This window comes from Acetohalobium arabaticum DSM 5501 (assembly GCF_000144695.1).
In the GTDB taxonomy this organism is placed as follows: domain Bacteria; phylum Bacillota; class Halanaerobiia; order Halobacteroidales; family Acetohalobiaceae; genus Acetohalobium; species Acetohalobium arabaticum.
This window is the reverse complement of sequence record NC_014378.1, coordinates 274,492-296,641: the sequence shown is the minus strand read 5'-3', so window position 1 is coordinate 296,641 and position 22,150 is coordinate 274,492. Positions and strand designations below refer to the sequence as shown.

At 38.9% G+C, this 22,150-nt stretch carries 17 protein-coding genes; all 17 read right to left on the bottom strand.

Annotation, left to right across the window (positions count from 1 at the left end):
- Nucleotides 1-17: 17 nt before the first annotated feature.
- The gene (gene secA, locus acear_RS01520; protein WP_013277271.1) at nt 18-2,615 is read right to left on the bottom strand and encodes a preprotein translocase subunit SecA; all 2,598 of its coding nucleotides are present in this window, start codon (nt 2,613-2,615) and stop codon (nt 18-20) included.
- A 158-nt stretch (nt 2,616-2,773) separates the two neighbouring features.
- Nucleotides 2,774-3,325 carry a ribosome hibernation-promoting factor, HPF/YfiA family gene (gene hpf / locus acear_RS01515; protein WP_013277270.1) on the bottom strand — a complete coding sequence of 184 codons (552 nt, stop codon included), beginning with the start codon at nt 3,323-3,325 and terminating at the stop codon, nt 2,774-2,776.
- A gap of 103 nt (nt 3,326-3,428) precedes the next feature.
- Complete coding sequence (locus acear_RS01510) at nt 3,429-4,151, bottom strand: amino acid ABC transporter ATP-binding protein (protein WP_013277269.1); 723 nt, start codon at nt 4,149-4,151, stop codon at nt 3,429-3,431.
- Complete coding sequence (gene ehuC, locus acear_RS01505) at nt 4,138-4,791, bottom strand: ectoine/hydroxyectoine ABC transporter permease subunit EhuC (RefSeq protein ID WP_013277268.1); 654 nt, start codon at nt 4,789-4,791, stop codon at nt 4,138-4,140. The genes acear_RS01510 and ehuC overlap by 14 nt, the downstream gene beginning before the upstream one ends.
- 166 nt (nt 4,792-4,957) lie before the next feature.
- Nucleotides 4,958-5,734, bottom strand: coding sequence for a basic amino acid ABC transporter substrate-binding protein (locus tag acear_RS01500; protein WP_013277267.1), 777 nt, complete (start codon nt 5,732-5,734; stop codon nt 4,958-4,960).
- Between the two features lie 84 nt (nt 5,735-5,818).
- Entirely contained in the window at nt 5,819-7,570 is a 1,752-nt protein-coding gene (locus acear_RS01495) for an NADH-dependent [FeFe] hydrogenase, group A6 (protein ID WP_013277266.1), read from the bottom strand.
- 25 nt (nt 7,571-7,595) lie between these two features.
- The gene (gene nuoF / locus acear_RS01490) at nt 7,596-9,398 is read right to left on the bottom strand and encodes an NADH-quinone oxidoreductase subunit NuoF (protein ID WP_013277265.1); all 1,803 of its coding nucleotides are present in this window, start codon (nt 9,396-9,398) and stop codon (nt 7,596-7,598) included.
- A gap of 29 nt (nt 9,399-9,427) precedes the next feature.
- Complete coding sequence (locus acear_RS01485) at nt 9,428-9,793, bottom strand: (2Fe-2S) ferredoxin domain-containing protein (protein ID WP_013277264.1); 366 nt, start codon at nt 9,791-9,793, stop codon at nt 9,428-9,430.
- A 90-nt stretch (nt 9,794-9,883) separates the two neighbouring features.
- Nucleotides 9,884-10,375, bottom strand: coding sequence for an NADH-quinone oxidoreductase subunit NuoE (gene nuoE / locus acear_RS01480; RefSeq protein ID WP_013277263.1), 492 nt, complete (start codon nt 10,373-10,375; stop codon nt 9,884-9,886).
- 678 nt (nt 10,376-11,053) lie between these two features.
- Nucleotides 11,054-11,665, bottom strand: coding sequence for an RNA-guided endonuclease TnpB family protein (locus tag acear_RS12760; RefSeq protein WP_049772635.1), 612 nt, complete (start codon nt 11,663-11,665; stop codon nt 11,054-11,056).
- A gap of 41 nt (nt 11,666-11,706) precedes the next feature.
- On the bottom strand, nt 11,707-12,138 hold the full coding sequence (locus acear_RS12755; RefSeq protein ID WP_049772634.1) for a hypothetical protein: 432 nt from the start codon (nt 12,136-12,138) through the stop codon (nt 11,707-11,709).
- 917 nt (nt 12,139-13,055) lie between these two features.
- On the bottom strand, nt 13,056-13,799 hold the full coding sequence (gene larC, locus acear_RS01470) for a nickel pincer cofactor biosynthesis protein LarC (RefSeq protein ID WP_013277262.1): 744 nt from the start codon (nt 13,797-13,799) through the stop codon (nt 13,056-13,058).
- A 15-nt stretch (nt 13,800-13,814) separates the two neighbouring features.
- Entirely contained in the window at nt 13,815-14,561 is a 747-nt protein-coding gene (gene larB, locus acear_RS01465) for a nickel pincer cofactor biosynthesis protein LarB (RefSeq protein ID WP_013277261.1), read from the bottom strand.
- Nucleotides 14,562-14,874: 313 nt separating this feature from the next.
- Nucleotides 14,875-15,693: an ATP-dependent sacrificial sulfur transferase LarE gene (gene larE / locus acear_RS01460; RefSeq protein ID WP_013277260.1), complete on the bottom strand. Its 819-nt coding sequence runs from the start codon at nt 15,691-15,693 to the stop codon at nt 14,875-14,877.
- Nucleotides 15,694-15,793: 100 nt separating this feature from the next.
- The gene (locus acear_RS01455) at nt 15,794-16,114 is read right to left on the bottom strand and encodes a hypothetical protein (protein WP_013277259.1); all 321 of its coding nucleotides are present in this window, start codon (nt 16,112-16,114) and stop codon (nt 15,794-15,796) included.
- Nucleotides 16,115-16,278: 164 nt separating this feature from the next.
- Entirely contained in the window at nt 16,279-20,739 is a 4,461-nt protein-coding gene (locus acear_RS12000) for a flagellin N-terminal helical domain-containing protein (RefSeq protein WP_013277258.1), read from the bottom strand.
- Nucleotides 20,740-21,126: 387 nt separating this feature from the next.
- The gene (locus acear_RS01445; protein ID WP_013277257.1) at nt 21,127-22,143 is read right to left on the bottom strand and encodes a hypothetical protein; all 1,017 of its coding nucleotides are present in this window, start codon (nt 22,141-22,143) and stop codon (nt 21,127-21,129) included.
- Nucleotides 22,144-22,150 lie beyond the last annotated feature (7 nt).

Sequence of the window (22,150 nt, the reverse complement as noted above, 5' to 3'; positions counted from 1 at the left end):
TCCTTATACTCTATACTTTAACGCCCACAGCATCTTTTATACTTTTCGCCGCTGCCGCAAGGACAAGGATCATTCCGTCCCGGTTCCTCTTCTTTGACAATCGGCTGCTGCTTTTGGGGCTGCTGATTCTGTTGCTTCTGCTGTTGACGCTTAGCCTGCTTTGCTTCAGCTTCCTTCTGGGCCCGAACAGTATCATAAGCAGACGGTACCTCGCCCCGGCCTATATTAATACTGCTGTCTCTGGACTCCAATTCACCAGAAACCAGCTCGATTCTGAAGATATACTTGATAATGTCTTCTCTAATGCTGCTGATCATATTCTGGAACATATCATAAGCTTCATTTTTATATTCCACTAGCGGATCATTCTGACCATAAGCTCTAAGTCCGATTCCTTGACGCAGATCATCCATAGCCTGGAGATGATCCATCCACTTCTGATCAACCACCTTCAGCATAACTATCTTCTCTAATTCACGCATAACCTCGGAATCTACTTCTTCTTCCCGGGCTTCATAATTCTCTTTGGCTACTGCAAGCAGCTTCTCTTTAACCTTCATTCGCCCGCAGTCAGCTAAATCATCAATCTCCAGATCTCCTTCTTCTAAAAATAACGTCTCGGCATAATTGATTAAGCCTTCCAGGTCCCATTCCTCATGATGGACCTCTTCATTAATATAGACCTCTAACTTCTCATCAACTAACTTCTCAATCATAGTCAGAATATTCTCTTTTAAATCCTCACCGTAGAGTATCTTCCGGCGCTGGTTATAGATAACCTGACGCTGCTTATTCATTACATTATCATACTCTAAAACCTGTTTTCTGATCTCAAAGTTGCGGGATTCAACCTTCTTTTGTGCATTCTCCAAGGCTCGGCTGATAAGAGAATGTTCAATCGGCTGATCCTCTTCAAGACCTAAACTGTCCATCACGCTGCTGATCTTATCAGAGCCAAAGAGGCGCATCAGATCATCCTCCAGGGAAACATAAAACTGGGAAGCACCGGGATCTCCCTGGCGTCCAGAACGTCCTCTAAGCTGATTATCGATCCGTCTGCTTTCATGACGCTCAGTTCCAATCACATAGAGGCCGCCCTTGTCAACTACACCATCCCCTAAAACAATATCAGTTCCCCGGCCGGCCATATTGGTAGCAATTGTCACTGCCCCTTCCTGTCCGGCATTCTTAATAATCTCTGCTTCTTGCTCGTGATGTTTAGCATTCAATACATTATGGGGAATATTATTCCGCCTTAATTTCCGGCTTAACTCCTCGGATTTTTCGATTGATCTCGTTCCTACTAACACCGGCTGGCCTCGCTCATGGCTTTCAATAATATCTTCGACTACGGCATTGAATTTAGCCTCTTCTGTCTGGTAGATTACATCATCATAATCCTCTCTGATTACAGGTTCATTAGTAGGAACTACTACTACATCCAGATCATAGATTTCATCAAATTCTTCAGCCTCAGTGGCTGCTGTTCCGGTCATTCCGGCCAATTTATCATACATTCTAAAGAAGTTCTGAAAAGTAATACTGGCCAGAGTCTGTGTCTCCTTTTGAATTTCGACTCCTTCTTTAGCCTCAATAGCCTGATGGAGCCCTTCACCGTACCGCCGGCCGGTCATCAAACGGCCGGTAAATTCATCAACAATATGGACCTCTCCATCTTTGACGATATAGTCTTCATCCTTATCCATTAAAGCTTTAGCTCTAAGTGAAAGTTTGAGATGACGATGTAGATCCATATTCTCATCCAGATAGAGATTATCAATATCAAGTATATCCTCAGCCCGCGCAATCCCCTCTTCAGTCAGGGTTACAGTATTAGCCTTTTCATCAACTTCATAATCTTTACTTTCTTTAAAGCGCGGAGCTAACCTGGCAAACTTATAATAAAGGGCTGGAGATGATTCGGCTGGTCCCGAAATAATCAACGGCGTCCGGGCCTCATCAATTAAGATACTATCCACCTCATCTAAAATAGCAAAGCTTAATTCTCCCTGAACCAAATCATCTTTATCAATGGCCATATTATCACGTAGATAATCGAAACCAAATTGATTATTGGTTCCATAGACGATATCGGCCTGATAGGCTTCCTGTCTCTCTTCAGTATCCATATCTTCTAAGATAACACCAACATCCAGTCCCAGAAATTCATAGATCTGGCCCATCCACTCACTATCCCGTTCAGCTAGATAATCATTAACCGTTACAATATGGACTGCATTACCGGTTAAAGCATTCAAATAGGCCGGCATAGTTGCTGCTAAAGTCTTTCCTTCCCCGGTCTTCATTTCAGCAATCTTACCTTCATGCAGTACAATAGCTCCCACCACCTGAACATCATAATGGCGAAAGCCTTCCTCTGTTGCCCGCTGTGATGCCTCCCGTACTACAGCAAATGCCTCGGGCATCAGGTCATCTAATGTCTCTCCCTCTTCTAACCTTTCTTTAAATTCATCAGTCTTAGCTCTCAGTTCGGCATCAGTCAACTTCTGTATCTGTGGCTCCAATCCATTAATTTTATCTACTATAGGCTGTATCCGTTCTAATTCTTTTTCATTGGGATCCTTAAATAACCATTTCTTGAGAAAACCAAGCATCAATTATCACCCTTTTTAATATCTCGCTATATTTTCCTTTCAATTATATCACTCACAATTATATCACTGAATTATTGTTAGGGCAAACTTAAAACTACAAAAGACTAGTCTGGAGTGCTCCAGACTAGTCTTAAAACTGCATGATTAAAAGAATCTATTTATCCTAAAGTTGGTTCAATCAACCCGTAATCTCCAGCATTTCGTTTATAAACGACATTTACTTCTTCAGAATCTGAATTAAAGAAGACAAAGAAGTCATGGTCAAGAAGCTCCATCTGCATTACTGCTTCTTCAACATTCATCGGCTTCATAGCAAAACGCTTGGTTCTAACAATTTTAGGTTCATCCTCTTCCTCATCTTCATCCAGAAGATTTGACTCTGCTAAGTTAGCCTTCAGTTCTTTTCTTTCTTCTTTTATTTTACGATTGATTTTGGTCTTATATTTATGGATTTGTCGTTCTAGTTTTTCGATAACTCCATCGATTGAAGCATACATATCTCCGGTCACTTCTTCACCTCTAATGGTTAAACCGTCGATATAGACTGTAACTTCTACAATATGTCTCTCCTTCTCTACTTCTAATGAAATTCTGGCTTCAATAGGTGGATCATCATCAAAATACCTCTCAATCTTACCAATCTTTTCTTCTGCATACTGCTTCAATGCATCTGTAATTTCAATATTCTTACCTCTGATTATGAATTTCATTACAGACCAGCTCCCTTCTTTTATCAATCCTGTCTCTTATATTAGGTATTCGATATGAAACTAAAAATCCCTGCTTAGAGCAGATTGAATATTTAAAATATTATTACAGAATTTTACTCAAAAATTCCTGAGTTCTTTCTTCCTGCGGATTATCAAAGATCTGAGTAGGAGGACCTGTTTCAACTATCCTTCCTTCATCCATAAAACAGATTCTGTCTCCTACCTCCCGGGCAAAGCCCATCTCATGGGTCACTACTGCCATTGTCATTCCTTCCTGAGCTAGAGTCCCCATTACTTCCAATACTTCGCCTACCATTTCGGGATCCAAAGCTGAAGTAGGCTCATCAAATAACATTACCTTAGGCTCCATGGCTAGCGCTCTGGCTATAGCAATCCGCTGTTTTTGGCCGCCAGAAAGCTGGGCTGGATAGACATCTGCCTTATCCTGTAGACCTACCTTATCCAATAATTCATAGGCAATATTCTCTGCTTCATCTTCAGCCAGCTTCTTTACCTTAGTAGGAGCTAAAGTTATATTTTCCAGTGAAGTCTTATGGGGAAAGAGATTAAACTGCTGAAAAACCATACCTACTTTTTGACGCATTAAATTGATATCAGTCTCCGGATCATCCATAGGAGTCTCCTCAATATAGATCTGGCCAGAAGTCAACTCCTCTAAAAGATTAATGCAGCGCAGCACTGTACTCTTTCCGGAACCGCTAGGGCCGATGATTACCACTACTTCACCTGCATCTATTTCAAGATTGATATCCTTTAAAACTTCCAGATCACCGAAATTTTTATATAGATTCTCAATTTTGATCACTGGTCTTTAACTTCCTTTCTGCATAATTTACAAGTCTAGTCATGATAAATACCATTATAAAATAGAATACTGCTACTGTTAAAAATATGAAAAAGGATTGATAAGTTCTACTAATAATTAATCTTCCCTGTCTTGTCAAATCTTTAACAGCAATTACTGATACTAAAGATGAATCTTTAAGCAAAGCAATAAATTCATTTCCTAACGCTGGAACAATCGATTTAAAGGCCTGAGGCAGAATAATATACCTCATTGACTGTGCATACGACATTCCAACTGATCGGGCTGCTTCCATCTGTCCTTTATCTATCGATTCAATACCGCCGCGAACAATCTCTCCTACATAGGCTCCGCTATTTAATCCTAATCCTAAAACCGCCGCTATATAAGGAGTTAAATTAATTCCCAGCGAAGGTAAACCGTAATAAAGAATAAATAACTGAACTAATAAAGGAGTTCCCCTAAATATTTCAATATAACCTTTAGCAACCCCGCCGATAATTGGATTCTTAGAAACACGGGCTAATCCCAAAACATTTCCTAGAATAATCCCCATTCCTACAGCAATCGTTGTAATCTTAATTGTCATTACTGAACCTTTTAGAAGAAACGGTAATGCTTCAACAAAGGCTTCATACATCTCGTCCACTTCCTTTCTTAATCTAACTTGCTAACTGAACTCACTGACAACTGACATATGTGATTATAAAGTATTTTTAATAAGTATGCAAGGAATGAAAAGAAAAAGAGATATCTATCGCTATTGATAAATATCTCTTGAAATCAAAGATTAAATTTTAAAAGCTTTATTTAAACCACTTATTATAGATCTCATCATAAGTACCATTCTCTCGTAGCTTTTCAATTGTTTCATTAATCTTCTGCTCTAGCTCATCATCCTTAGGCCGCATCGCAATGCCATAGTTTTCCTCAGTAAACGGCTTACCTATAATCTCTACATCGGGATTATCCATAATATAGGCTGCTGTTACCGGTAGGTCATTAACTACTGCATCGATTCGACCATTCCTTAACTCAATAAAGGCCTGAGTAATCTTCTCATACCGCTTAACCTGCTTAATATCTTCCATCTCACTTGCTTCCAGATCTCCTGTTGTTCCTAACTGAACACCGACTACTTTTCCTGCTAAATCTTCTGGCCCCTGAATATCAGTACTTCCTTCTTTAACTGCAATAACCTGGCCAGCATTGAAGTAAGGCTCTGAAAAGTCTACTGCTTCAGCCCTCTTATCTGTAATTGTCATTGCTGACACAATTACATCAAACTTTTTAGATTTCAAACTAGGAATTAAACCATCAAAGGCTGTATCCTTAAATTCTACTTCCAGCCCTAATTCCTCTCCGACTGCCTCCATAAGTTCTACATCAAAGCCGACAATTTCTCCTTCTTCATTAGGATATTCAAATGGCTTATAATCTGCAGAACAGCCGACTACTAACTTTCCTTCTTCTTTTATCTCATTAAAGGTAGTCTTTTCTTCTGTTCCCGTACAGCCAACTACTCCTACAACTAAGGCTAATCCTAATAATGTTACTAAGAATAGTTTGATTCTTTTACTCATTAAAATCCCCCTCAATCTCAGATGATACTTAATTAAGCTATTATAATTATACATGATGATATATAAACATGCAAGAAAAAATGATTAATTCTTGGACCGCTCTTGATAGCTTGTATGGAGTAGATGATGTGAGTCGCTGCTTAACGGCTCGCCTAAATAATCTTCATATAGTTTAATAATCTGAGGATTCTCATGGGACTTTCTAATCGTATTGGCTTTATCAGTCTGATAGAGGGCTTCTGCCCGTTTGGCTTTGACATCCATAGTAGTTGAAGCAAATGGTTGACCGCCACCGCCGATACAGCCGCCCGGACAGGCCATAACTTCTACAAAGTCATACTCTATTTCGCCAGCTTCTATCTTATCTAACAGATCAGCAGCATTCTTTAAGCCATGTACAACTGCTACTTTTACATTATCACCATTTAACTGAACATTAGCATCCCGTATCCCATCCATACCTCGTACTTCTGTTAGATCCAAACGCGGCAATTCATCATCTGTTAATACTTCATAGGCTGTCCGCAGTGCAGCCTCCATTACTCCACCAGTAGTACCAAAGATAGTTCCAGCCCCTGTGTGGGCCCCCATCATCTTATCATACTTACTGTCAGTTAATTTATGGAACTGAATCCCCATTTCTTTAATCATTCTTGCTGCTTCCCGGGTAGTTAAAACTGCATCTGTATCTTGATGACCGCTATCAGCCATCTCTTCCCTATTCTTTTCAAACTTTTTAGCTGTACAGGGCATAACTGAAACAGTAAAGATATCTTCCGGATCAATATCTTCTTGTTCAGCATAATAAGTCTTGGCCAGAGTGGAAAACATCTGCTGGGGCGATTTGGCAGTTGATAGATTATCCAAATATTCTGGATAATTATGCTCACAGAATTTAACCCAACCGGGACAACAGGAAGTAAACTGAGGCAGCTTCTTTTGGCCTTTAATTCTTTTTAATAATTCATTACCTTCTTCCATAATTGTCAGGTCAGCAGTAAACTCGGTAGAAAAGATCTTATCAAAACCTAATTCCTGTAAAGCTGTTACTAACTTACCGGTTACTATCGTTCCAGGTTCCATACCGAATTCTTCTCCGATACTGGCCTGAATAGCAGGAGCAACCTGAACCACAACATGTTGATCCTCATCTTCTAATGCATCCCAAACATCACTAATCTCACTCACTTCAGTAATAGCTCCTACTGGGCAGACTACCGCACACTGACCACAGTTAGTACAATTAATCTCACTCTGCGGCAGATCAAAAGCGGTAGTTACAGTAGAATTAAAGCCCCGCTCTGTAAAGTCTAAAGCAGCAACTTCCTGAATTTCATTACAGACCCTTACACAGCGGCCACAGAGAATACATTTATTTGGATCACGCTCCAAACAAGGTCCATCATTATCAATCGGATGGTCTCTAGTATCCCCTTCAAATCTAATATCATGGACTCCCAGATCATACGCAATCTGTTGTAATTCACAGGTGCCATTCCGATCACAAGTCAAACATTCATTAGGATGGTTAGCTAATAAGAGTTCGACATTCATTCTTCTGGCTCGCCGGGCTTTAGAACTATTAGTTCTAATCTTCATTCCTTCAGTTACCGGCGTTACACAAGAAGCCATTAGATTTCCCGTTTCTTCATCTTCAACCTCACAGACACGACAAGAACCAAAGAGAGTTAACTCTTCATGATAACAGAGAGTTGGAAGCTCAATACCCAATTCACGAGCTGCTTCTAAAACAGTACTTCCTTTTTCAACTTCAACTTCCTGACCATCTATTGTTAGTCTAACAGTATCTTTGTGAGTCAATATAACTGTATCCATTCTTCATCACTCCCCTTCCTTATTTCTAAGCTTGTGAAATAGCATCAACTGGACATTCATCAACACAGGAACCACAATTAATACATTCATCAGTATCAATCACATGGGCTTCTTTCTTCTCACCCTCAATTGCATCAACAGGACAGACATCAACACAGGATGTACAACCAATACAGTCTTCTTCGTCTATTACATAACCCGCCACTAATTCTTGGCAGTTTCCAGCCGGACATGTTTCTTCATAGATATGGGCTTCGTATTCATCTCGAAAGTACTGTATAGTACTCAATACCGGATTAGGAGCTGATTGTCCTAAACCACAAAGAGAAGTAGACTTAATATGGTGGGATAACTCCTCTAATAATTCAATATCTCCTTCTTTTCCTTCCCCAGCAGTAATTCTTTTTAAGATCTCTAACATTCGTTTTGTACCTTCACGACACGGAGTACATTTTCCACAAGATTCGCTCTGGGTAAAGTCTAAGAAGAACTTAGCTACATCCACCATACAGGTATCTTCGTCCATTACAACTAAGCCACCAGAACCCATCATAGCTCCAGCCTCGATAAGAGAATCATAATCAACAGATAAGTCTAACTTTTCTTCAGGCAGACAGCCGCCGGATGGTCCGCCAATCTGAACTGCTTTAAAGTCCTTGCCGCCCATAATTCCGCCGCCAACATCATAGATGATCTCGCGCATTGTAATGCCCATCGGTACTTCAGCTAAACCTGTATTCTGGATCTTACCGGTAATAGCAAAGATCTTAGTTCCCGTACTATCTTCAGTTCCAACTTTACTATATTCATCGGCACCTTGGTTAATGATCACCGGCACATTAGCATAGGTCTCTACATTATTGATATTGGAAGGATAGCCCCAGAGTCCTTTCTGGGCTGGAAAGGGCGGACGGGGTCTAGGCATACCGCGTTTTCCTTCGATAGAATTCATTAAAGCCGTCTCTTCACCACAGACAAATGCTCCGGCACCCTTCTTAATCTGTAACTTGAAATCAAAGCCTGACTCAAATAAGTTATCCCCCAATAATCCATATTCTTCAGCCTGTTCAATAGCCTTTTCTAATCTCTCGATAGCCAGTGGATATTCAGCCCGCACATAGATATATCCTTCACTGGCTCCAATAGCATAAGCAGCAATAATCATTCCCTCAATGACTCTATGCGGATCACCTTCTAGGATACTCCGGTCCATAAAAGCACCCGGGTCACCTTCGTCCGCGTTACAGATAATATACTTTTTATCATCTTCGCTGTCATGGGCAAACTGCCACTTAATTCCTGTTGGGAAGCCTCCTCCCCCGCGTCCGCGTAGTCCAGCCTCTTTAACTTCATCAATTACCTCCTGGGATGTCATTGTAGTTAAGGTTTCTCCCACTGCCTGATAGCCATCTTCAGCAATATATTCTTTAATACTTTCTGGGTCAACCCTACCACAGTTAGATAACACTACCCGCTGTTGTTTTTCGTAGAAATCTATATTTTGATAGGAAGGAATATCTTCCTCAGTAATTGGCTCTTTATAAAGTAATCTATCTACTATTCTGTCCTTTAGAATATGCTCTGTTACCAGCTCTTCCATATCCTCAGGCTGTAATTCACAATAGAATATTCCCTCAGGATAAATAACCATAACCGGTCCTTTTTCACACAAGCCGTGGCACCCGGTTTCAACAATATTAATCTCATCTGTTAAATCCTGTTTATCCAACTCATCCTCTAGAGCTTTCTGTACCTCTTCACAGCCTGAAGAAACACAGCCTGTCCCTCCACATATTATGATGTGTGACCTATAAATAGAATCTACCATTATATTTTACCTCCTTTAAAACCTAATAATTACTCTTCTAATTTAGCCACTAATAGATCTTCTACAATATTACCGTTAACTACATGTTCTACTATTATCTTCTGAGCATCTTCTTCAGTTACTCCTCCATAAGTGATTCTATCCTTACCGGGTAGTTTAACATCAACTAACGGCTCCTTTTCGCACATACCGATACAGCCGGTCTGAGTTACAATTACATCCAGATCTCGCTTATTTATTTCATCCAGAAGCGCCTGCATAATCTCTCTTGCTCCGGCAGCAATACCACAAGTCCCCATGCCTACAATTACTTTAGGTTTGCCTTCGCTCTTTCTTGTCTTCATATCCTTTTGAACTTTTTCTTTTAATTCATTTAACTCATCTAATGATTTCATGGATTAGTCACCTCCAGAATAAAGTTAATAAATTTGTTGCGCTTACCATTCAAACAGCTTAAAATCAATATATTGATTAAGCGAGTCAGATTATTGATACTGTGCTAATACTTCTGGTACTCTGTCAGGAGTAAGCCGTCCATGAGTATCATCATTAATCATAATCACAGGAGCCAATCCACATGCTCCAATACAGGCTACTGATTCTAAAGTAAACTCAAGATTTTCTGTAGTTTCTCCCTCTTCAATTTCTAACTCTTCTTCGATCTTATTAAGAATGTTTTCTGCCCCTCTTACATGACAGGCTGTTCCCATACAAACCCTGATAATATTGTCACCTCTTGGTTCTAGATGGAATTGAGAATAAAAAGTAGCAACTCCGTAAACCTGGCTTGCCGATAGACCAATCTCCGTAGCTACCTCCTTAAGAACAGGTTCCGGAAGATAATCATACTCATCCTGAACATCCTGTAGAATCGGAATCAGATTCTTCTCTTCTTTTGCATACCCGTCTAGGATTTTAAACAGCGGTTCCAGATACTTGTTAAGATTTTCCTCCTGTTTTCCACATTGGCATCCCATACTTAGCCCCTCCCTAATTTTAATTTAATGAAGTTATAAAAATTATGAATTATTAGAAAAAGGTATTGTGAAGTTATTCACTTATAGAATAAAAATAGATTTTATACTATATAAATTATTATATATTATAAATTTTAATTTTAAGTTATGACATCCACCATATAATTATTTAGATATTCTGTCAAAAAAAACCTTTATTATTTTAAAATTGTTTTGAATCTTTTATCATAAAATTAATTAATATTCTCTATATTCAATTATAATTGAATTTTATTTTGAAGATGGAGTTTACAAAAAATGATGAAGTCTATAACAAAACATACGTGAACTACTCGGCATTGAAATACCGAGCTTCATGGTCGCCTGCTTTTATGGGAGTTACCCGTAATATCAAGCAAGTTACCCAATCGGCGTATCCAACACCACTACTCCTATCCAGTTAATATTGGACTTGGAGTTACTTTTAAGCTGCAAATTGATGATTATTCCAATTATATTTAACCGGATTTGATAAACCTTTAACCTGCAGAGTAATATCTTTACCTTTACGTCGCTGCTGTAGATATTTGCGTAAGATATTAAATGCACCTATGCTGTCGGCATTAAAAGCTTGATTGTTATCTTTATCAATATAAAGCCCTCTTTTAACCCGGTTAGATTTATTAGCATATTTCTTAGTTACTTTTTACTGTAAGGACTGCATTGGCTGGTATATTTTTCATTCTTCTTGATTAAAGTAATCCCCTGTAAATTAAGTTTATACTCTAGTTGGTGATATATAATATCAAAAGGTAGTTTATGGAGTTTTTGATTAGTCTGTTTACCTAAATTAGCATCATCACGAATATTTTTTATATCACCAACGATTACTCTAGAAATATTATTTTCAATACAGTAATTAACTACTTTTTTAGTTGCACTATGAATTAGGTGAAATAATTGTTTTCGTCGCTTTTTATATAGGTTCTGAATACGTTTAGAAGTCTTTTTACCTTGACCATTCAAAATTGATTGATAATGTTTAATCTTCTTATCAAAATAACGATTAATAGCTAAATATTGTCCGCCGTCAATAATAAAGCTTTCCTGATTTTGATTACTATAACAAGTCATCAAATTATTAATTCCTAGGTCAATACTTAAATAATTACCGTTATCTTCTTTAATAGTAGGAGTCTCTACTTTATAAGTTAAGATTACCTTATAAGTATCATCGCTTAAAGGTTTAAACTCAATTCTAGTAGTTGAGTTAAGGATATCTCTATTACTGGATAACAGCTCATTAGGCACTCTTATCCATAAGAATTTGTTGGCAATAGAGTATTCCTCTTTTAGATACTTTTTAACTGTTTAGGAATAGATAATCTTAACTTACCATCAATAATTTTAAAACCATTATTGAGATAACGAAAGTTAAATTTGCTGTCTTTAGGTTTATAGTTAGGTGGATTAGGCTCACCGTTATATTTATCAGGATTATCTTGATAATCCTCCATACTTTGATAAAAACTATCCCAGTTATCAGCTAAAATTTTAAGTGTTTCCTGTGCTGTCTGGGAGGGTAAGTTTTTATACCAAAAGTTAGTTTTTAATTGCTTTTTTTGTTTATACCAATCAGGATACTCTTTATCACTATCTTTAGACCAATTTTTACGTTGATAATTGCCGATATTATATAATCTGGCACTAGCATAGGCTAAACAACCTAATACAATTTGTTGGGTTTGATTAGGTTTATGGATAAAATACTTAGCTAGCTTCAATTAGCTCACCTCCTTATGATAGCCAACATTATAAACACATGTTCTAGCATGAATTAGATTATTTTGGTTACTCAATTGTTATCACCTTTTATATATAGTATATCATATAATGCCTTGGATAGCAATAATATCAAGGCTTAATACAATTACATATAGTTAATATTTAAACAAAAAATAACCTATTCTTTGATATTGAATCAAAGAATAGGTAGTAAATTCATCCCCCATATAAATAAGGGTGGGTTCTTTACTATTTATCCTAAAGGAAAGTAATAAATTCAAGCATTTACTCAGCTGACCTGGTTTTTGCCCCCACATTCGCCTGCAGGAAGCCTCGCCTATAAGGGGTTCCCTCCTACTACTACTTCTCTCTAACCAGCAAAATAACATCAATTAGCCTTAAGTACTATGTACTAGACTGGAATAGATTATTATTTTCCTAATTAGGCAGGACTTACTTCTAAGCCGCACCATGCTCAGCAGCCATTTTGACTACCTTACGTGGATTGTTTTGCCTGCGACTGGCATCAACTTTCAACCACAGACCTGAGTAAATACCCATAATACCCTTTTTATTATAAGATTATTTTTTTTGAATTGCAAGGATAAAAGCAGAAAATTTCTTTTGCTTGTTAGAGTCATCAGAAGGAAATATCTATGAGCTCAGATCAATATATTTCGACTGCTTGTCGTTCGTTCAAGATGTTGCAGGGATAGTCAATATGTATCCTCCACTTGCCGTTCGTTCGACGTCCTGTCTCACTCACTCTCAAAAACTGACTCTCTACCATCCGTGGTTCCGAGTCAGTTTTAAGAGTCGCTCCAGACACATATTGACTATGTGCAATAAAGTATTTTAAATAACGATAGTAAAGTCTGCTCCGGAGAAATGTTGACTATAAATATAATGTGCTAGACTATACCAATTCTCCAATACTAACCCGCAGCAAATTAGGAATCTCGAGGTCGCGGCTGCCGGCGCCGTAGCCTATGCTCTTTATCTGCATTAGAGGTAAAGGACCGAATTCATCGGCTAAAGTGGTGATGATTGCTGCGCCGGTGGGGGTTACTAATTCGCTTTCGATACCGGTTGAATAGACTGGTGTATTCTGTAACAGCTCTAAAGTAGCAGGTGCTGGAATAGGAATCTTACCGTGGGCGCAGTCTACAAATCCGGTGCCGGTATGAATCCGGGAAGCTACTACCTGATCGATACCTAACTCATGAATTCCTACTGCTGCTCCGACAATGTCGACGATGGCATCGACGGCTCCTACTTCATGGAAGTGGACCTGCTCGGGATCTTTATTATGGATCTTGGCTTCTGCTTGGGCCAGCCGCCTGAAGATCCTGCTGCTCATCTCTTTTACAGGTGCTGCAAAATCACTATCAGCAATTATCTCTTCAATTTCTGCTAAATGGCGTCCATGGTGATCTTCGTGATCATCATGATGGTGGTTATCTTTTTCAAGTTCAACATTTAAATAGGTGCCGCTGACTCCATTTTTGACTGCCGTTTCTACCTGCAGTTGGTAGCCTGTCAGATCAAGTTTGGACAGTTCTCCTTTTAATCTATCAAGCTCTAAACCTGCATTCAATAATGAACCTAATATCATATTGCCGCTGATACCGGAAAAGATATCAAAGTAGGCTATTTTCATTCTAATCCCAACTTTCTATTCCATTTTATTGATTGAACTGGCTAGATAGGCCGCTCCAAAGCCATTATCTATATTAACCACACCTACGCCGGCTGAACAGCTATTTAACATACCCAACAGGGATGCTACTCCTTCAAAGCTGGCTCCATAGCCGACACTTGTCGGCACACCAATTACCGGCTTATCGACTAACCCTCCAACTACACTGGCCAATGCTCCTTCCATACCGGCTGCTACAATAACTACCCGGGCCTGACGCAGCTGCTTCTGATTTTCTAATAGACGATGGATACCGGCTACGCCTACATCATAGAGCCGTTCTACGGAGTTACCCATAATTCGGGCTGTTTCATAAGCCTCTTCGGCTACTGGAATATCCGAAGTTCCGGCACTGATGACCAAAATTGATCCTTCCTCGGCTAAATCTGTCTGCTGTAAGACTAAAGTTTTCGCTGCTTCATTATACTCAATCTCGGGCAGTTCTTCCTTAACTGCTTGATAAATATCTTCATCGGCTCTGGTAGCCAGAGCATTCTCCTCTGTTTCAGCCAGCTTCTGCATTATCTTCACTATCTGTTCTTCTGTCTTGCCCTCACAGAGAACTACTTCCGGAAAGCCCCGCCGTAGATTACGATGCTGGTCTACTTTGGCAAAGCCTAAATCCTCATAACCGGGACTCTTTAACTCTTCTAGGGCAGTATCGACATCTAGATTTCCTGCCTCTACTTTGGTTAAAATCTCTTTTAATCTATCAGGCTGCATAATATATATCCACTCCTTAGTGAACTTTTTAGATATAATGCTGCACTTTAAGGTTGATATAATTACAGAAAATTATCTGTGATCCCGTAATTTTAGCCGGGGATGTTTCGACGTTTCAAATCTTTTTCTCTTCTACTGCAATTACAAATAACTTAAATTAATATGATTCAAAAGGATCTATTATAAAAACAATTAACAATAATGACGAAAAAAGCTAGATTCAACTCTGAAACAACCCCGGCTATGATTAATAGTATAGAAATTTTATTAACCTGGTTTAAAAATACAGCATTATAATATCTAATTGTTCATTTTACTCTTCTTCATCTAATATTTCATTCAGACTACCGGTTCGGTACCCTTCTAAATCCAGAGTAACATAAGTATAGCCTAGTTCCTTCAATTTAGCCACTATCTCTTGTCGCTTCTCTATAAGTTTCTCTATATCATCCGGCAGAACTTCTATCCGGGCAGTAGCCTGGTCATGATGTCTTACCCGCAGCTGTTTGAGACCAAACTGATGGAGATACTCTTCAGCTGCAGCTACTAAGTCCAGATTCTGTTTGGTAATCTTACTGCCGTACGGAAATCTGGTAGCATAACAGGATAAAGAAGGCTTGTCCCAGGTAGGCAGGTCTAACCTTTTAGACAGCTTGCGCACCTCCTCCTTAGTAATTTCAGCTTCCTTGAGCGGACTTCTAACCCCTAACTCCTCGGCTGCCTTAAGTCCCGGCCGGTAATCACCGGTAAAGTCATCATAATTGGCGCCATCAGCTAACTCTGCATAGCCTTCTTTAGCGGCAATCTCTTTCAGATCACTGAAGATATTATACTTACAGTAATAACAGCGCAGTTTATCATTCCGAGCAAAATCTTCATTCTGTAATGGATCGGCTTCAACAAGGATATGTTCTACACCCATCTGCTGGGCTAACTCCTCTGCCTCCTCAGCTTCGCCAGGAGGATGGATGCTGGCCTCGACTGTCAAAGCTGCTGCTTGGTCTCCTAATATATCATGGGCTACCTTTAAAAGAAGGGTACTATCGACGCCGCCAGAGAAAGCAACCAACAAACTGTCCATGCTGCGGAGAATATCTTTTAATTCTGTAAATTTCTGTTCTAATGATGTCATTTATAAAGCTCCTTTTAGTTAGATATAGTCAACAAATCTTTTGTAATTGTCATTCGCTTAAGATATTGCAGGGATAGTCAATATGCTAATTAAATTAACTCTACTTTGCATTTAGAGCCTGTTGGTTCTTCTGTTCTAGCTCATATACTTCCTCTAAAGTTGGTTTAAGCTGGTTTAACTTTTCGGAATCACTATTCATAATTACTCTCAGCTTATCTCCCTGACTAATTGTAAACTTTACATTTAATTCGGTATTTATATCAGCAATCTCATCTTTAATCTCTCTTTTCTGCTCCTGGAGGTCACTAACGTCTTTATCCTCGGTAAGTAATTGGTTTTCTTTCTTTAATACTTCTAATAACTCTTGATATAATTCAACCTGTTCTTCTATCTTTGGTACAGCATCTTCATTTACTTTCATTTTTAATCACCTTCCTAAATACGATTAACTTATATTATAAATTATTAAGAATTTTATGTCAATGCAAAGAACCGCTACCTCGTTAGGTAACGGCAATTTCCCTTTTTTCAATCTTTGGTTTTACCATTCTTCCTGAAAATTTAACCTCTACAATGTTTAGATATCTACACAGAAAGCAGCTGCAATACACCATTATCTATATTATTCATCTGAGCCAACATAGTCTGTGAAACTTGACTGATAATCTGTCTTTTAGTTAACTTCATCATTTCTTGAGCCATATCAGCATCCTCAATTCTAGATTCAGATTCCATTAAATTAGTTCTATAATTAGTTACATTTTGGCTAGTATGTTCCAGGCGATTCTGATAAGAACCTATTTTAGCCCTGGCTGTGCTGACCTTCTGGTTTGCTTCATCCATCATTTCTAAAGAAGTCTGGATTTTCTCTTCGGATGCTGAGGCCACTTTAGGCAAATCATCTAATCCCAGTTCTTCTAAAGTTAGATTATCAATCTCTGCCCAGAGGTGATTGGATTCATCTGCTTTAGCATCATCCTGAACCACAAAGTTGGCTTCGGTCCTCTGTTCTCCCTGAGCATCAATCTCTTCTACATTAAAGTCTTTCCAGTTGAAGTCAATATTAACCTCGTCCAAATCAAGCCAGGAGGTTCCATGGCCATACTTAGCCCTTTTGCTTGCCTCTTCTGTTGGGTTAAGACTGACTTCACTTCTTCCTTTAGAATAATTAACCACCCACATATCGCTACTACCATAATTATTATCCACATCTCCATCTGAAGATGTTGTTCTCCCACTAATTATATAGTTCCCATCAGAAATTTCCTCTACAGAACTAGCTCCATCATCTCCGCTACCTCCCAATAAGTCCTGCCATTCTAAATTACCATCCTTATCAAGCTTAGCAAGCAGCAGATCATCTCCACCATGATTAGAATTATTCGGTATATCAGTAGAATCACTCTGGCCTGCTATAATATATCCGCCATCTATTGTCTGCTGAATATGATTGGCCTCTTCATCACCACTGCCGCCGATGCTTACTGTGGAGGTATCCCATTCTTTAGTTCCAGTTTCATCTAACTTGACAGCATATACATCTTTATCACCATCATCTGTAACCTGAGTTCCTGAAACTATATAACCTCCATCATCAGTCTGCTGAATATTTCCTGCTGTTTCATCATTATCTCCACCGAAGGCCTTGTCCCAGTCTTTACTTCCATCATCATTTAACTTTCTAATCCAGACATCTGTATCTCCATCTACTGTCTCTTTAGTTGCAGACAGAATATAGCCGCCTTCATCACTTTCAGTTGCAGTAATTCCTTCTTCATCCAAATTATTTTCTTTTATCTTTTGTTCCCAGCTTATATCACCTGTAGAATCTAGTTTAAGAACCAAAGCATCCTTATCTCCATCATTAGAAGTCTTAGTTCCTGATAGAATATATCCACCATCACTGGTCTCCTGGACATTACCTACCCAGTCATCACCACCGCCAAAGTTATGCTGCCAATTCTTACTTCCATCCGTAGGATCAACATTAAGAATCGTCATATCTTCATCGCCATCAGTAGAAGTCTTAGTTCCGGAAATGATATAGTTCCCATTATTATCTTCTTTGATATCAGTTGCCTCAAATCCATCATAAGTCTGGCTCCACTTTTTAGTACCGTCACTATTTAATTTAGTCGCCCACAACTGATTATTTTTAGTTCCAGAAATAATATAATCGCCGCTACCATCTTGTTCAATTTCTAAATTACTTATCTCTTCCTGAGAATATTCATTTCCTACTAACTGTTCCCATTCTTTATTACCGTCAGCATCCAATTTAATAATGGTACCATCTTTGTCGCCAAAATTACTAGTCTTAGTTCCAGCTACTATATAACCTCCATCACTAGTCTGGCGGATACTACTAGCTGAGTCATCCTTGTCATTTAATTCATTTTCCCAATCCTTATTTCCATCAGCATCAAGCTTAATCATAACCTTATTATCTTCATCATCTACTCCGGATAGAATATATCCATCGGTAGTCTTTTTCAAATCAATTCCTTGATTAAAATTCCTATCACTAAAAGTTTTATTCCATTTTTCCGTTCCATCTTCAGCAAATTTAGCTGCCCAGGCTTCTTTATCATAATCAGATATAGATTCTCTAGTCCCCGCAACTATATATTCATCATTAGCTTCATCAACACTGATATCTGTAAACCGGTCTTCTATTGCTCCACCTAAGTTCTTCTGCCAGTCAATACTTTTAGTATCATCTAATTTAATAACCCAACCATCTCGGTTGGTACCACTCTTTTCGCTGCTTAAATCATGATCAGTAGATTTAGTTTCTCCTGCTATCAGATATCCACCATCACTAGTTTTTCTAATACTACTTGCTGCATCATATTCACTACCCCCAAAGTTCTTCTGCCAATCTAAACTAAAATTATCCTGTAATCCAGCTGCCCAGACATCACTGCTGCCGTAATTATTACTCAGATCTCCATCATTAGATTTACTTTCACCTGCTACTAAAAAACCATTACTAGTCTGTTGAATACTATTTATTTGATCAAAGCTGCTACCACCCAAAGTAGCAGTATTAGTAGTACTCAGATCACTACCTAACTTAGCTACCCAACCTTCTTTATTTCCGCTCTCATCCTTTCTTCCTGATAATGCATAGCCTCCGCTGTTTAATTTCTGCAGATCAGTTATCTTTTCTACATCAGCACTATCTGTTATATCTTTTTTGACATTAACCTGTCCATCTGAATCTAACTCAGCAACCCACTTCTCACCGGTAGAGGTGGATTTTCCAGTGGCTAAATAGCCGCTGCCAGTATCCTTAAGATTATTAATCTGATCATTACTACCTCCAATGGTAGTCTCCCATTCAAAGGCTCCGCGTGCATTAAACTTAATAGCTAAATTATCCTTACTATTATTGTCAGGATTAGTTACTATATAACCATTATCATTAGTTACTGTAACCTCTGTCCCTTCGTCACCATTTCCACCAAAGCCCTGATTAAAGGTATCCCAAATTTTATTTCCATCCTGGTCTAACTTTACTGCTGCTATATCTTTATCTTCATTACTGGAGGTAGTAGTTCCGGAAACAACATACTTACCATCATCAGTTATTTCTATGCTGACTCCTTCATCAAAATCACCTAAATTATCTAAAGACCTCTTCCAGACCTGATCTCCGTTAGACTCTGTTTTAACAATCATCATATCACTACCGCCACCGCTGCCTTCTCGGCCAGCAAAGACATAATCTCCCCCGGATAATTCCTCTACACTTTCTATGCTGTTACCGCTGTAATTCTTATGCCATTCCTGATTACCGCTGCTATCAAGTTTATACATCCCAGCCGTTCCATAATTATTATTACTGCCAGCTACTATATAACCGTCATCAGCTGTCTGTTTAATATCATTAACCTCGTCAAATAGATCACCATGGTCTAAATACTTCTCCCACTGGAATTCACCATTCTGGTCCAGCTTCATCAACAGCATATCATCATCTTTATCAGTAGAATCAGAATCACCGGCTAAAATATATCCACCGTCCTGAGTAGGATAAACGCTCTTCCCTTGATCTTTTCCACCGCCAAACGGTTTAGTAAATTTCACATCTCCATCTGCACTTAACTTTGCTACTGAAATATCTTTATCTCCATCATTAGAGGTTTCAGTTCCGGAAATTATTATATCTCCACTGCTGGTTTCTTGAACTGTACTTCCCTCATCAAAATCACTGCCTCCTAAGGTTGTCTGCCACTTTATATTCTTATCTTCATCGAGCTTTACAGCCCACATATCGCTATCAAAGCTAGATTTCTTGTCCTCTAGATCTTCATCTATAGATTCAGTTCGTCCAATTACTACATAGCCTCCATCACTGGTCTTAGTTATATCCTGGGCACTGTCATAGAAACTACCGCCTAGATTCTTCTCCCACTTTAGCGGGTCCTGAGTAATAGTCTTAGTAGCTAGCAGTTTATCTTCATGCTTAACATCAATTCTAACCTCTTCTTCGGATAATTTAGTAAAGTTAAAGTCCACCATAAAGTCCCCAATCTCAATCTGACGAGTTACAGTAGTTCCGTCATCGGGAACATTAAAGTCACGACTAGAATTTCCTGCAACCTGTTCTTGTTTCTGACTAAAGGTCCCGTCAATCAGCGGCATTCCATTAAACTTCGTCTCATTAGCAATTCTGCCAGCTTTAGACCTTAATTCTTCAAGTTCAGCCTGAATACTCTCTTTATCTGTCTCACTTAATGTATCATTAGCTCCCTGAATAGTAAGCTCTTTCATACGGTGAAGAATATCCTGAATGCTGTCCATTGCTCCTTCGGCAGTCTGTAATAGAGAAGTTCCATTCTGAATATTCTCCTGTGCCTGCTGTAAACCATTTATCTCAGCTCTCATTTTTTGAGAAATTGCCATCCCTGCTGCGTCATCTGCTGCGGTATCTATCCTCTTTCCAGAAGATAATTTCTTTAATGATTTAGTGCGTTTTTTATCATTCTTTTTTAATTGATTTAAGGCTTTAAGAGCATTTGCATTATTTAATACCCTCAAATTTGTCGCCTCCCTTACCAACAATCCAAAATTCTACTTCCTTTTTAATATAATTTAGACAAAATTTATATAATAACCTTTATCTCAGCAGTATAATTTTCCTGTTTATCATTTATTAACAGATATGACTAAAACTGGATATCAATATTAATACCCTTATAAGGTTCTGCTGCTTGACGAATAGATTCTGTTGTCTCTTCCTCCATGCCTTCCAGTAGTTTACTAACTGTAGCCCCATCCTGATTCATAGCCTACTGGAGACTAGCGGTACTCAATGCCTGCCTAACACTTGCTATCTGACTTTGCATTGCAGAATTCACCTTCATGACTTGCAACCTCCTCACTGATAGAATAAAGAATTAAAGCCTCTTACCAATAAATTCAACTTTACAATATCTCCTCCGGCACCGGAAATTCAAGCTCATGAAGCTGCCAGAGCATCCTTACCCATTCCATGGAATTTACCACATAATCGCTGGTCCAGAAGTCATAATCATAATCCCTCTCAGTTATATGACACTTATCAGGTTCTACGGAGGCATTATGGTGAGCAAAGAAGTCGGCCAAAAATTCATCCATCCCTGAGCCAAACTGGATCGGCAGAATTAAGCCCTCGGGCTGGCCATCTCTAACTATCTCTCTATAGACAGTCTGCCAGAGATAAAGTGTGCGCTTTCCTTCCCGCTTGACATCATCTACTACTTCTCCTGTTGCTCCTGTCTCCATCCGGGAAGCATTAATGGCCGCTGGATGTCTAACTGTCACTATGTAGTAGGCTTTATCACCAAAGATGTAGTCTATTAGCTGCATACACTTGCTGAATCGAGTCTTCTTGACTACATACTCTTCCTCCGGTACTACGCGGTTGATGTAGACTAAGAACTGGACTATCTGAAATAGGAGATAATAGTAATTATCCGGCTTACGCCAGCCAATAGCATCAGGCTCTTCAATATCAAAGTCCGGCATATGTTCATGGAGAATAGACATATGTAAGTTCTGATATGACCAATCCAGTGCTCGACTTAGCTCTTTTAACATAAAGGTTCCGCCGGTTCGATCAGCACCCAAGATAAAGTAGAATTCTTTATCCAGATATTGGTCAATCATCTGCTGATTTTCATCTCTGAAGGCATTGAATAGAGTAAAACATTCCTCTAAAAAGTCATCTAATTTATTTTGGAGCTCTTGACTGTTCTTCAACTGGTCTTCTAATTCCACTACCTTCTCCTGGCGGTAGTCAAAATACTTCTGTGAAGAACCGCCGCGGCCGGAAATTCCTCTTACATTCCAAGCTTCGGCTGGGTCATAGCCAGCTAGATACTCTACTACTCCATAATGGACTGCAAAGTTCCAATCAAGGTTCTGGTTTATCGCTGCTACATTCAATGATTTAGTATGCAATTTAGAC